The following is a 13425-nucleotide window of genomic DNA, read 5'->3' as shown; positions in this document are numbered from 1 at the left end:
TTAAGCGATGAGTGCTGTTTTCTTATACGAATATCTGCCGCATGGATGCGGCAGTTAAGCCATCATGGATGATTTTACGGCGCTTCGTATAAGAAAATATCACTCTTTCCTCTTGAGTGGTTATTTTTCACTCACTCATGTGGTCACCCTAGGGTAAGCTTAACGCTTTATCACACCGACTTATCTTGGCTCCCAGCATTATATTTCTCTTGCCACGTAGCAAACTCCAATGCTTTTAATGGCTTAGAAAAAACATAACCTTGAATTAAATTACAGCCTTTACGTCTGAGAAAATCGATACCTTCAACCTCTTCGACCCCTTCCGCAGTCACAGAATAGCCCAACCCATGGCTCAGGGCGATGGTGGTATCCACTATCATGCTGTCGTTGTCATTAACCAGCATATCTTTAATAAAACAACGATCTATCTTCACTTCATTGACGGGTAAAGACTTCAAATAAGCTAATGAAGACTGCCCCGTACCAAAATCATCTATCGCGATACTGACCCCGATATTTTTAAACACCTGTAACACGGCAATAACTACTTGAGGGTCTTTCATCACCGCCCCTTCGGTCACCTCGATGGCAAAGGCGACAGCGGGTACATCATAACTTTGCAATAAAGACTGAATATAGGTAGGTAATTGCATATTTAACAAATCATGGGCGGAAAGATTAACCGCAATTTTTATCTCCACCCCTTGCGCCCGCCAAGCAGCTAATTGCACGATGGCCTGCTCAATGACCCAATTACTGACCTGTTCAATGTTACCTGAATGTTCGGCTAAGCGGATAAATTCATCAGGTGGAATAAAGCCTAAATCAGGGTGTTGCCAGCGGATCAAGGCTTCCGCGGCATGGCATTGATTTTGTTGGATATCGACCTTAGGTTGATACACCAAATGAAATTGACCTTGCGCCAGCCCTTTAGATAAGTCACTAATTATGGTTAATTCGCGTTGATACTGCTCATCTTCGCCGGCCAAATATGTGGCCAAGGGTTTATTTGATTGCACGGCTTTGGCTAACGCAATTTCAACCCGGCGCAGGGTTTCATCAACACTGCCACCATGCTGAATTACGTCCAAAACGCCAGCTCTTACATTAACCGAAATACTTGAGCCACGAACCGGATAGGGTTGCTCTAACTCTTGGATAATATTGCACAGTTGGTCTCGTTCAATTCCCTGATGAAACCAGAGTAAAAAACCATCGCCATCAATTCTGGCAATAAAATCGGCCTTAGGTTGGATGGCTTCTAAACGCTTAGCAAAACGCACTAACAAAGCGTCGGCGTTTGCAAAACCTATCATGTCATTAATATGGCGAAAGTGTTGTAAATCCAGCTGAACGAGGTGACCTGATAATTCACCATTAACTTCCCTGAGCATCTGTTTAACCGATTCACGGTTATGGAGTCCGGTTAAGCTGTCATGCAAAGATTGATAAGTTAAATCCGCTTCACGCACAGCAATATGCTGTTGCATTTTCGCCATACCATCGGCCAATATCTGTAATTCTTTGGGTGCATCCAAGATCGGCTTAGGTTGTTCGCCTTGACCAATTTTTTCAGCGTAATCAACCAAATGCATGATAGGCTGAGTTAAACTGCCCCCTAACCACCAAGCAATCAACAAGGCCAAGCCAACGGTGATGGTGAAAACGAGCAATAATCGGTTACGCAATTCCAGATAACTTAACTCCCATTGTAAATTGGAGAGATGTAACACCACCCACAAATCATCAGAGCTGTCATCCAGTGACATCGGAAATGATAAATATCCAGCTAATAAATCATCTTTAACTTGGTTCACCATCTTGGGCAGCAGTTCAACCTGATTAGTTAACGCAGCCACCAAAGATTGCGGCAAGGTTGATGCTATCGTAATTCCATAATCGGGATTCCAATGGACAAAGCTAACATCAACTCCGGTAATCGCTTTCGCTTCTTGAGCAACTTGCTGATCTAACACAAACCCCATACCAACCCAAGCCACCAAAATAGGCGCTTTAACGGGTTGCAACACAAATTGATAACTAACGCCGTCGATGTCCAGCATAGTCGATGAGGAAGCATTATTGGCGCTCTTTGTTAACGCATTAATGGCTTTAATTTCTGGTTCATCAATACCGGGTAAGCTCGCCTGTATCAACTCACCTTGCGGGGACAAAAGCACCACCACATCAGCATCAATGCGTTGACCTTGATTGGTTAACACAGATGCAACCGTTTCTTCCTCCCCCGTGGCAATGGCTTGTCGAAAGCCAAAATCTGCAGCAAGCACAGATAAGCTTTTGTTGAGCGCTTTAGAGCGGTTTTGTAACACATCTAAGAAAACATTAATGCCGACATCTAGGCTATTCTGCTGCTGCTTTAATCTGTCTTGATGGGTGGTGTTAATGACGGAGAGTGCAGTCGCTAACTGCACCAATACGAGAATCAAGACGATGACAACAATCAAACGACTACGGTAACTAGCGAACATCCATCCTCACTTAGTAATATTTTGGCAAGCCCGCTACGGGAGCGTCTGGCTTGATAGTCAATATCTTAAATTGATCGCTTCTATCCCCGTTTAAAGTGATCGCTTCAATGTCTGCAGAACGCCTTTGCCATGGATGCCAAACCTTTACTTGATAGTTAGCGGGCTCAAGTGCGTCAAACTCGACCATTCCTTTGTCATCACTCACGGCAACCCAAGGCGAACTGGCCACATAAATATGCGCCTGCATACGATCATGAATGTTACAACCCAAAGCCACCACACCGGGCTTATCAAATAAAATGGGGCTATGAGGACGGTCTTTATACAATTTGATTTCAAAGGTTTTCGCTTTGGAAAAAGAATACACGTGATGTCGAGTAGCATCTAAATTAGGGAAGTCGACCTCAGCCCCCACAGGTATCGCCAGCACAAAAGGTTGAAACTGTTTATATTGTTGGATGATTTGGTAATCGCCTGGAGTTTGCTTCGATATCGCGTTTTCCAACGCGCCGGCTGCAGTTGGAATAATCTCAACCACCGCATCGGGTAGAGGATGACCTAAGTTATCCACTACATTAATTTGCCATTGTGCCGCGCTCACAGACCAGCTTAACAACCCAAAACACAAGGCTAAACCATGTCCATATCGCCATTTATGCTCCACTTCTTGCCTCCCTACCATCTTGCTGAGCCAGTTATAACTATGGGAGATGAAAGCACATTTCGCCAATTAGTCAGCCGATAAATAGGTCTGAATATGATAGCCTAATCAAATCAATGAAAAATCATATAAAAGTATCAGGAAACCCTCTTTATGTTGCCCATTTTTCAACAAATTCAAGTCACCAGCCCGAGCCTAGCTGACAACCTACTTGGTGATGAACCAACGCGAAACGTACTCGTTTATCTACCACCTAGTTATCAACACAACCAGATTAAACGCTATCCCGTTATCTACCTTTTACACGGTTTTGGAGGCACACCCGAAGGCTGGTTTTCGACCTCAGCAGGCGAGCCTAGTATTCACTTAACCATGACCGAGCTGTTAAGTCAGGGTGCGGTTGAAGAAATGATTATTGTTGTTGCTGATACGCAAACCCGCTTTACGGGCGCGGGGTATAATAATAATCCGATTCAGGGCAACTGGCTCGACTTTATTAGTGAAGATTTACCCGCCGCAATCGAAGCCAACTATCGTTGTAAAAAAGGCCCAGAGCATCGTGCCCTAATGGGACATAGCTCCGGCGGAGATGGCGTGCTAAAAACCTTGTTATTTAAACCCGGCCACTTCAAACAGGCGGTAGCCATGAGTCCGGCTCAAATTAACGCCGATGACCTATCCTTTTTTAAAGACCTCTATAACAATAACCAAGCACAGTTAACCGCAGCAGCTTCAGGAGAGCTAACCGTTGAACAATTAGATGTTTGGCAGCACCTACTTTGCACTCGCTTCCAACAAGTCTTGCCTGCGCCGACTAAGCCTCCCCTCTATTGCCTTTTACCCGAATCAGACCAAGATTGGCAGGGCTTGGCTGATGCCGCTTTTAGTCGACTCATGCCCAAGGTTGGACACAATTTAAAGGGCGTAACACTGGCCATCGACATAGGAAAAAAAGAAGATACCTATCAAGACTGTTTGCAGTTAGTTGAGCAAATGCACGACTTAGGCATAGCGGTCAGCCTGTTTGAATTTGATGGCGGCCATGTTGATCATATGGGCAAGAGCCTAGTTTATGTGCTGACCTGGCTAAGTCAGGCATTACATCAAAGCCAATAATAGATATTGTTAATCAATACTTGCTACACTAGCGCGCTTGGTCATTCTTTAGAGCAAAATGATGAGTCACACAACAGACAATCAGACGCATAAGGCGAGCGAGCCTGACAGCACCGAACAGGTAACAATTGGCTTAACCAACCCCAAAAGTGCCACTAACGTGGGGGCGGTTATGCGCGCGGCCGGCTGTTTCGCGGTCGATAAGGTCATTTACAGCGGGCAACGCTACGATCGCACGGTTAAACTCAACACAGACACCAAGAAAATTCGCTCTAAGATCCCACTGTCGCAACAGGATTGTTTATTAACCAACAAAGCCGAAGACGTTCAAGTCGTTTGTGTCGACTTAGTGGTGGGAGCGACGCCACTGCCTGAATTTGAGCATCCCGCTAAAGCACTTTATATTTTTGGTCCTGAAGATGGCACTATCAGCCAACAAGTCATCGATAATGCCGATGCAGTGGTGTACATCCCTACCCTTGGCTGCCTGAACCTTGCCGCATCGGTTAATGTGCTACTGTATGATAGAAGTATTAAACGTCATCAGTTCAGCACCAGTGACGAGTTAATCAAAAGCAGCCGTGACCAAAACAACAAAGTAAAGGTAAAAGCGTAATGACACTAGATCAAAGGTATTAACGAGTATTATTTGAGCAAAACCTAACACCAAGAGCATTTTCTAATACGAATCGCGTGAAATCATCCCTGCCTGCTACTTTAGATTTACTATCCTCTAAACAAATGATTAAAGCGCCTCATACTGTCTGTTCTAAAGGCTTAGGCCGAGTATTACAGTCACCAAAACCCATGCCAACTAACTGTTATTTAAATAGTTATGATAAAAACCATGAATTTTGTAACGTTTTTAGTAGATTTTTTAAGCAAAAGAAAAAGAACAAAAAACAACCAAACAAAGAAATATCAAATAAAAATATTTAAATATGAAAAAATAATAATTGATAATATAAGAAAAACCTTGAAAACACCCCCACAAACAGATAAATCCACTTTTTATGCAGTAAAAATAATTTATTGCGCTATCGAAAACCCATTTCTATAGTGATTTGGTCCAGCTTTGGATACCCCAACAAGTCGGAATAGAGCAAATATGAGGTCAAGGAGACCCGCTGTTATTAGCTCAGGATGCCAAGGAATGGCGACGATGAATTAAGCATGTAATGAAGTAACTCGTGCCTGTTACTCTGCTCTGCCTTTCTTGTCATATCCGTACTTGTCATTTTTATCACATTGGTCAAGGAACGAACTAATGAGTTACACCGTGTTTAATAAATCTAAAATTGCCTGCGCACTTGCAGCCCTTGCTATTGTTGGCTCAGCCAATTATGCCTCTGCCGCCCCAGCCCATGATAAAACCGTCATCGGTTACATTACCCAATGGGAAGCATGGAAAACCATGCCCAACCATGGTATCGAAAAGGGCGCCGCTACTCACTTAAACGTCGACATGAACAAGTACTCTATCTTGAACTTTTCATTCTTTGGCGTTGCAAAAGATGGCTCGTTGCATTCAGGTGATTACCGCAATAAATCCATTTACCAAAAAGGCGCAGTGCAAGAGCCAGCCCCATTATTGCACGAAGATCTCTACAGCAGCTGGGATTACCACATCCTTTGGGGTGAGCTAGAAATGATCAGCGACTTCCCCGGTGAATGGGGTAATAAAGAGCTTAAAGCACGCATTGCCGCGCAAGGTTTTGTGCCACATCCTACCGCCAATGGTAAGTGGTTACATGAGCCAACCGGTTTAACCGGTAAAATGCCATTACCGCTGAAAAAAGAAGGCGGTGCACCGGGCCTACTCGATAAAGCCAAGCAAGAAGGCGTGACCGTGATGGCTTCCATTGGTGGCTGGAGTATGTCTAAACACTTCCCAGAAATGGCTGCCGATCCAGTTAAACGTGAACGTTTCCTAGAAGATGTTAAACGCCTAATGGACATGGGCTTTGACGGTATCGACTTAGACTGGGAATACCCTGCCTTTGGCGGCATGAACTTTGATGGCCGCCCAGATGATTTTAAAAACTTTGAAGATCTAGTGGTTGAAATTCGCCGCGTGATTGGCCCAGATAAAAAAATCTCGGCCGCTTTTGCAGCTAGCCCAACTAAACTAGAAGGCTTTGATTGGCCGAAGCTAGACCAATACATGGACTACTTCAACATGATGACCTATGACTACGAAGGTGGTTGGTCAGAAAAAGCCGGTCATAACTCTCCGCTGTATGCCTACCCAACCGCGTCATCGCAAGATTTTAACTGGCATTCAATGGCGCAGTTCTTAGCGTCAAAAAATGTAACCGCAAGCAAGATCAATATGGGTCTAGCTTATTATGGTCGCGGGGTACAAACCGCTGAGCCTGCGGATGTGGGAGCCGTAACCAAGAAACAACAAGTCACTTTCTCGGTTGATGGTCCGTTGCAATCTGCCGCCGATTTAACCAACTGGAAAAACTACGAAGGTCAGCCTAACTACGTTTACATTAAACAACAAATGGCGGGCTGGACCGAGCACTGGGATGATGTTGCTAAGGTGCCTTATCTAACCAAAGGTAACTATTTCCTAAGTTACGACAATGAAAAATCCATTGGTCTAAAAGCCGAGTATATTGTCGATAACAACCTTGGTGGTGTGATTGTTTGGCAAGTGGCTGGCGACCTTGAGTGTAAGGGCAGTTATGTTCCAAGAGGTCGCTACCTCAAAGAATGTACAAACCTATCGCTACCACTGGCTACCGTGGTGGATAACGTGTTTAACAACACTAAACCAAGCGCAGCACCTGTGCTAACTGTCCCTGGCGCACAAAGCGTTAATAGCGGTGCCAACCTTGAGCTACAGCTCAGTGCAACCGATGCAGACAGCCAAAGACTAACCTTTAACGCCGACATGGGCACTGTGGTGGCAACGGGTGATAAAACAGCAACCCTAAGCTACGTAGCGCCAACTACTAAGGTTGATCAAACCGTCACTATTAACGTCAAGGTTAGCGATGGTAAGAAAGTTGATAGCAAAGCCATCACGGTCAAGGTCATTGGCGATCCAAGCATAGTTAACAATGCGCCAACCTTAACCGTACCAGCCAGTGTTGATGTAGTGGGCGGTAAAACCGTCGCTATCAATGTTAGTGCTGACGATCAAGATGCCAACGATACCCTCACTATCACCAGCGATATGGGTGAGTTAATCCAATCAGGCAACTCAGCTGTCATTAATTACACAGCAGAGAAAGTGACAGCCGATACCACAGTGAGCATCAAGGTGACTGTTTCTGATGGCACTGATAGCGTAGAGAAAACGGTTGTTGTTAATGTTTCACCGGCACCACTGGGCAACGAGTGGGATGCAAACAAGGTTTACAACACAGGCGACTCTGTGGTGGTAAATGGCGTTAAGTACACCGCAAAATGGTGGACTAAAGGTGAGCAACCAGGAAAAGCTGCGGTCTGGGCTGAATTTGATGACGGTTCAACTCAAGAGTGGCGCGCGGATAAAGTTTATACTGGCGGTAAATTAGTCACTTACCAAGGTGTAACTTACAAAGCTAAGTGGTGGACCATGGGTAATAACCCTGCAGATGGTGGCCCTTGGGAAGCGCAATAACATAAGTCATTAACATTCCTTTGACCCAAAGAGGCGCCTAGCGCCTCTTTTTTGTTATTCGGCCTCGGCTATTCACGATAGCGCTTTAACAAGCGGTCAATAAAACCATCTTGTTTCATACTCTCTAAAATACGCTGTACATCTTGCAAGGGAATAGGGCTTAACTTGGAAATGGCAGGAATAATCTCATGCTCACTGATTAAGTAACTGGCAAACACAAAATCATCACTAAAACCGTGATGTTGCAATAACCATTCACCTTGAATATCAGATGTGATGACGGCATTAACTCGGTTCACTTGCAGCTTTTGTAAACTCTGCAGTACTTCTAAAGCATCGACCCGACGCGCCTCACCATTAGCAAGCAAGGATTCTATCTCGGGATAGGCATACCCTAGAACAGTACCTATGCTTAGCCCTTTTAAATCAGCTAACTTGGTTAAATCGGGGGCTTGCTTTGGGATCACGAGAATATTTTTTTCTATAAACAAAGCAGGGCCCCAATCCACCTTATTAGCTTCATCTAACCACTTAGGATTAGACGTCACCACGATATGCACCTTGCCTTTATCTAAACTGTACTCCAAGCGTTTTCTGGGGGTTTTTAAAAACCGAATTTGTACATTCGCACGTAAGCCAAATTCTTGCATCAACTCAACAATAATGCCTGACAGCCTGCCATTGGGCTCATTTAAGATATATGGCGCGTTATCACTAGGGGCATAGTTAACAATAAACGTCGGCTGAGCCAAAGCAAGGTGACTACAAAAGCACCCAACTAGTAACAATAAGCTCTTTTTCATGCGCAACTCTTTCGCTTTGTCCTATCACATTATTATAGGCAAGGTAGACCGATAAGCGCGCAGCGAGAAGCAATTTAGCTCAAACACCTCCACTAGCGCGGCCTGCATTATTTAGCGGCAAAATACGCAACCTTTAAAATAGTTGATAAAAAATATAGAATCACCCATTACTAAACAAGATGCATATAAGGACATAGCAATGACTCAGGCGATCCCAGGTGTTGAGTTTGCCGATAACACCAACCAACGAACCCCTTGCGTATTAGTTTTAGACGCTTCTGGCTCTATGTCTGGCGCCCCTATTGAGCAGCTAAATCATGGCCTACGCGTATTTGAAGAGCAGTTAAAAAGCGATGTTGCCACCGCCATGCGGGTACAAGTATTAGTCATCACGGTCGGAGGTCATGATGATGTCACCGTGGTACAACCTTGGGTTGATGCAATAGATTTTACGGCACCCGAGATTAAAGCTTCGGGCTTAACCCCACTAGGTCAAGGCATGTCATTTGCTTTAGAGCAGGTACAAAACCAAAAGGCCCAATACGACGCCAATGGCATCTCCAGCACCCGCCCTTGGATTATCATGATTTCTGATGGCTCACCCAATGATTATGGCTGGCAAGAAGCAGCCCAAGCCTGTCGTGACGCCGAGCAAAATAAACGTGCCGTGATCTTTCCCATTGGCACCGAAGGAGCAGACTTTGACGCCCTAGGTCAGTTTTCAAATAAAACGCCGAAAAAGCTAAAAGGCCTCGCCTTTAATGAATTATTCGTCTGGCTCAGTCGCAGTATGACCACGGTATCATCGAGTGTACCAGGTCAAAAAGTACAACTGCCAAGTACCAATGAATGGGCCGAAGTCGAAATTTAACATGACACAAACAAGCAGTAAGCAAGCGCCAACTTTACACTTTGTTGGCGCAGCAGTGCGCGGTCAGGGGCACCTTAAAACCAATCAACCATGTCAAGATGCTTGGCAAGTTGCCAGCGAAGCTGGTGCAACCGTGGCCTGCGTTTGCGATGGCGCAGGCTCAGCTAAACACTCAGATCAAGGCGCAAAAAAGCTCAGTCAAATGGTCTGTGATAACTTGCTAAATTACGTTTTGGCGCAACCATCTGCAGCGATTGCAGAGCCTGAATTAGTCAATCAACTATGCGACAGTCTAGCTAATTGTCGCCAAGAGTTAGCCAATCAAGGCCCATTAAATGACTATCACGCGACGCTTTGTGGCTTGGTTCAGCACCAACAGCAAAACTTAGTATTTCATCTCGGTGATGGCTTGATCATTGGAATCAACCCAGATGATTGGCAGGACTATATTGTCAGTGAGCCTGAAAATGGCGATTTTGCCGAAACCACCTATTTCTTTACCTTGGACGATTGGCAGTCGCACCTGCGGGTCATGTGCGCGCCAGCGCGCTACAAGATTTGGTTTTTAATGAGCGATGGCTGTGCCAGCTTTGCTGCGAAAACCCATCCTTATGCACCGGATTTAAAATTTTTAAAGCCGGTACATGATTACTTGGCCAGTGTTGAGAGCAAGCTTGGCAGCCAAGCACTAATGGCAACCTTAGATGATCCGCGTACGCATTCCATTACCCAAGACGATAAAACCTTAGTGTGGTTGTATAACTCAAGTTTGGCAGTATGACTCTACGCGTTAACCTTTGTTTTAATGATGGCAAAACCGAGCAAATCAGACTCAACCCCAAGGCGCTAAATCAAGGCGCAGATGGCGCTATCCACGCCAGCCTTGATGGCCAGTACGCCATCAAGCTTTATCATGACGCGGACAAAGATCCCACAAGGCAAGATAAGCTGTGGCAAATGATCGCCACCCCGATCAATGCTCACAACTCTAGGCATCAAAGTTTTACTTGGCCCATTGCACTCGTTGCCGACAATAAACAGCGCTTTTTAGGTTTTGCTATGCCGCTGCTCGATTTATCCGAGCATGTGCAACTGGAAATGCTACTGAGTAAGCGCACCCGAGAATTACATCAACTGCCAGATGACATTCGCTTTCGCATTAAGGTAGCGATTAATCTTTGCCAGCAAATCGCAGAGCTGCACCGCCTTGGCCATGCCATTATCGACTTAAAACCGGCCAACTTATCGGTTAATAAACGCAGCGCGCAGGTTTGCATCGTTGACTGTGATGGTTTTGCCATTAAGGGTAAACAAGGAGACTTTCCGGCTCATCAATATACCGCCGGCTTTATTGCCCCCGAGGCTTATCGTGAACAGCAACCACCACAAGCCCTTAGTCAAGCGCAAGATAAATTTGCCCTTGCGGTTATTTTGTTTCAGCTTCTCAATCATGGCTTACACCCCTTTCAGGGCGTACCCAAAAAAGGACGAGAGTTACCCACGGATAACCAAAATAAAATAGGCCAGCAGCTTTATCCGTACGGTGCAACAGCGCATCCCGACATCGCCCCGTCGCCTTGGTCATTGCACTTGGATTTTCCAGCTGAGCTGATCAATAGCTTTTGCCGCAGCCTGACATCTAGCCAACGCTTAAATGCTATCGACTGGGTTGAGTTACTTAAGGGGTTAGATCTTCAGCTAAGACAATGCTCGCAAGAAAACAGCCATCAGTATTGGGGCCAATCTTGCCCTCATTGTCTCCAGCCCAAGAAAAATATTGTCGCGCCGCCAGTAGCTCGTCCCCCAAAAGCGGCCAAAGCCCATCGTAACAGGCAGCGACAGCAAAATAGGGCAACGACCAATTATTCACCCAACATAGCTAGACCAACCAGTCCAGCTTATATTCCAACACCTAGACCGCAAATCAATGTCGGCCAAGTATTGGCTAATTGGCTGCGCGGTTTTAAGCTGTCCAAAAAACAAGTGGCTGGTGCAGTCGCTGTTAGTGGCCTGAGTGTTGCTGCTTGGGCTTTGCTTTTTGCCATGCGCCTTACCCCGGCGCCCATACCTCAGTTTGACATTATTTCAGGGCAGCCCAGTCAAACCATAACCAGTGTAATTGACGCGCAGGAGCAACCATGATCAAATGCTCCATTAGTTTTTTGTTGATGGTATTGAGCTTGCTTTTAGTCGCCATACTGTCACTTAATAACATCAATACACCAAGTGCTGATAAACCCGCGAATGAATTCACGCTCAACCCCGAGGCGGATGAAGTAACCCTTGATACAACCTCTTTTGAACACTACTGGCCACTGCCACAAGTGGGGCTCAGTGGCAATGAATATCAAAATAACCATGTCTTTTTTAAGCCAATAAAAGGGCAAGCCTTTGGGGTCACGCAAAGTTTACGTTTGCTCACTCAAAAGAGCGATCGTTTGGCCTTTTATAGCGGACAAGCGCACCATTTTAGCCTTGAAATCGATCTCCCCCAGCAGCAGCTATTTCTAAACCACTGGCAGTACCGCCCTCGCTCCGATTTGTTGTTTAGTTACCTGTGTCAACCTGAGCAAAGCAATTGTGTTGGCATTAAAAGCGTACAAAAAAACCGTTCGCATCTTTATAACCGCCACCCTGATCAAAACTTTGCTTTTTTTGACCAAGACGCCTCCTATCAAGATGACGAGCCTTGGCTATTTGATGTCGGTATTTCCGGAGACATAGTGGTGGCTGCCAGCCAGCGCCGCATCAAGGTATTTAGTATTAAGGATGGGACGCAGCCCGTAGCCCATGCAGAGCTGCCCGAGCATTTGCAACACTATCGCATCAAAGCCCTAAAGGTCTCCTCGGGTGCGTTTCATATCGCCGCCCTTTATGCGACTGCCGATGGCCGAGATAGCTTTATCCAAATATTTGAATTTGAGCGCTATCGCAACAGGATCACAGCCAAGCTCAAGATAACCCCTAAAGCCAACAGCGAATTTCACAGCCTAGCGCTAGGTAATAATGTACTTGCCATCGGAGAAGTGGTCTTCACTACGCCCCTAGTTCAAGATGAAGGCACTCAAGTAAAAGTAGATAAAGCGCAAAGCCAAATTCGCGTATTTAAACGAAAACCAAGAGACAGGTCCAAACCACGCAAAGTGAAGCGAACGGCGACAGGGTATGAGCGCGTTCCTGAACCACTGATTTATCAACATTTGGGCACGATAAAGGGTGAAATAATCCAACAACCAATCAATTATTTGGCCAAACTGCCCATGGCCAGTATTAAGCATGATATTGCACCGCCTCAGTTAAGCTTTATCGATAACCTGCAACTGCCCGGCAAGGAAAACTTTCTATTAACTGGGCATCAGTTAACCTTACACCAAGGCCTAGTAGCACAGCGCCACTATGCTGATCTCACTCTATTTAACATACAGACTCAGCCCATCAGCATCGCTGAACGCTTTCGCAGTTACTTTGTTAGCCAAGCTAATCAGGCCGTCTATTTTGACTACAAATTAGATTTAAGTAACGATGGCATTGAAGCCTTTTGGACTAGTTATCAAGATGATAACGGAGCCATTACTGCACCAAAACACCTTAAGTTTGACTCACTGGAAACCCAGCATGAAGACTCGTTTTTTCAATCAGACTTTAACCATGAGGCGGTCAAGCGGGAGCACAGTAAGCAAGCGCAGTCAAGCCGCCGCCAAAGCATTAATGACCGAATAGAGTCAGTGCAAACCATGACCCCAGCGCAAGCGCTGGCTTTCAAGCAAAAGTTGCTCAAGCTAGCTGAGCAACAAGGGCAAGGGCAACAATAGCAAGATTAGGCAGGCCCAAGACCCATCACTTTTCATGAGGGCATACTCCCAGAAATG

The 13425-nt window shown here is 45.5% G+C and carries 11 protein-coding genes; 8 read left to right on the top strand and 3 right to left on the bottom strand.

Annotation, left to right across the window (positions count from 1 at the left end; translation table 11 throughout):
* Positions 1-170 precede the first annotated feature (170 nt).
* Positions 171-2489, bottom strand: coding sequence for a bifunctional diguanylate cyclase/phosphodiesterase (locus ACK8OT_RS06565; protein ID WP_410195700.1), 2319 nt, complete (start codon positions 2487-2489; stop codon positions 171-173).
* Between the two features lie 10 nt (positions 2490-2499).
* On the bottom strand, positions 2500-3153 hold the full coding sequence (locus tag ACK8OT_RS06560; RefSeq protein WP_410195699.1) for a cupredoxin domain-containing protein: 654 nt from the start codon (positions 3151-3153) through the stop codon (positions 2500-2502).
* A 150-nt stretch (positions 3154-3303) separates the two neighbouring features.
* Between ACK8OT_RS06560 and ACK8OT_RS06555 the strand changes: the two genes are divergently transcribed.
* The 4 genes from ACK8OT_RS06555 (at position 3304) to ACK8OT_RS06540 (ending at position 7882) form a co-directional block, all read left to right on the top strand.
* A complete protein-coding gene (locus ACK8OT_RS06555; protein WP_410195698.1) occupies positions 3304-4266 on the top strand; it encodes an alpha/beta hydrolase in 963 nt (320 codons plus the stop codon).
* 61 nt (positions 4267-4327) lie between these two features.
* Positions 4328-4882 carry a TrmH family RNA methyltransferase gene (locus ACK8OT_RS06550; RefSeq protein ID WP_410195777.1) on the top strand — a complete coding sequence of 185 codons (555 nt, stop codon included), beginning with the start codon at positions 4328-4330 and terminating at the stop codon, positions 4880-4882.
* 231 nt (positions 4883-5113) lie between these two features.
* Entirely contained in the window at positions 5114-5326 is a 213-nt protein-coding gene (locus ACK8OT_RS06545; protein WP_410195697.1) for a hypothetical protein, read from the top strand.
* A gap of 207 nt (positions 5327-5533) precedes the next feature.
* Positions 5534-7882, top strand: coding sequence for a glycosyl hydrolase family 18 protein (locus ACK8OT_RS06540; RefSeq protein ID WP_410195696.1), 2349 nt, complete (start codon positions 5534-5536; stop codon positions 7880-7882).
* Positions 7883-7950: 68 nt separating this feature from the next.
* Here ACK8OT_RS06540 and ACK8OT_RS06535 read toward each other — a convergent pair whose 3' ends face one another.
* Positions 7951-8685: a substrate-binding periplasmic protein gene (locus ACK8OT_RS06535; protein WP_410195695.1), complete on the bottom strand. Its 735-nt coding sequence runs from the start codon at positions 8683-8685 to the stop codon at positions 7951-7953.
* 199 nt (positions 8686-8884) lie between these two features.
* Between ACK8OT_RS06535 and ACK8OT_RS06530 the strand changes: the two genes are divergently transcribed.
* From ACK8OT_RS06530 to ACK8OT_RS06515, 4 genes are read left to right on the top strand one after another with little or no spacing between them, the layout of a single operon-like run.
* Positions 8885-9556, top strand: coding sequence for a vWA domain-containing protein (locus ACK8OT_RS06530; RefSeq protein ID WP_410195694.1), 672 nt, complete (start codon positions 8885-8887; stop codon positions 9554-9556).
* A gap of 1 nt (position 9557) precedes the next feature.
* Positions 9558-10337, top strand: coding sequence for a PP2C family serine/threonine-protein phosphatase (locus ACK8OT_RS06525; RefSeq protein WP_410195693.1), 780 nt, complete (start codon positions 9558-9560; stop codon positions 10335-10337).
* Entirely contained in the window at positions 10334-11698 is a 1365-nt protein-coding gene (locus ACK8OT_RS06520) for a protein kinase domain-containing protein (RefSeq protein ID WP_410195692.1), read from the top strand. The genes ACK8OT_RS06525 and ACK8OT_RS06520 overlap by 4 nt, the downstream gene beginning before the upstream one ends.
* Positions 11695-13368 (top strand): hypothetical protein, encoded by a 1674-nt coding sequence (locus ACK8OT_RS06515; RefSeq protein WP_410195691.1) that lies wholly within the window; start codon positions 11695-11697, stop codon positions 13366-13368. The genes ACK8OT_RS06520 and ACK8OT_RS06515 overlap by 4 nt, the downstream gene beginning before the upstream one ends.
* Positions 13369-13425: the final 57 nt, after the last annotated feature.

The sequence above is a fragment of the Motilimonas thetidivivens genome (assembly GCF_046452435.1).
GTDB lineage: Bacteria > Pseudomonadota > Gammaproteobacteria > Enterobacterales > CBDFNC01 > Motilimonas.
This window is presented reverse-complemented; position numbering and strand designations above follow the sequence as displayed.

Coding starts and splice junctions, on each gene's coding strand:
- ACK8OT_RS06565 (WP_410195700.1), bottom strand. CDS start 2,489: ATGTTCGCTAGTTACCGTAGTCGTTTGATTGTTGTCATCGTCTTGATT.
- ACK8OT_RS06555 (WP_410195698.1), top strand. CDS start 3,304: ATGTTGCCCATTTTTCAACAAATTCAAGTCACCAGCCCGAGCCTAGCT.
- ACK8OT_RS06550 (WP_410195777.1), top strand. CDS start 4,328: ATGAGTCACACAACAGACAATCAGACGCATAAGGCGAGCGAGCCTGAC.
- ACK8OT_RS06545 (WP_410195697.1), top strand. CDS start 5,114: ATGAATTTTGTAACGTTTTTAGTAGATTTTTTAAGCAAAAGAAAAAGA.
- ACK8OT_RS06540 (WP_410195696.1), top strand. CDS start 5,534: ATGAGTTACACCGTGTTTAATAAATCTAAAATTGCCTGCGCACTTGCA.
- ACK8OT_RS06535 (WP_410195695.1), bottom strand. CDS start 8,685: ATGAAAAAGAGCTTATTGTTACTAGTTGGGTGCTTTTGTAGTCACCTT.
- ACK8OT_RS06530 (WP_410195694.1), top strand. CDS start 8,885: ATGACTCAGGCGATCCCAGGTGTTGAGTTTGCCGATAACACCAACCAA.
- ACK8OT_RS06525 (WP_410195693.1), top strand. CDS start 9,558: ATGACACAAACAAGCAGTAAGCAAGCGCCAACTTTACACTTTGTTGGC.
- ACK8OT_RS06520 (WP_410195692.1), top strand. CDS start 10,334: ATGACTCTACGCGTTAACCTTTGTTTTAATGATGGCAAAACCGAGCAA.
- ACK8OT_RS06515 (WP_410195691.1), top strand. CDS start 11,695: ATGATCAAATGCTCCATTAGTTTTTTGTTGATGGTATTGAGCTTGCTT.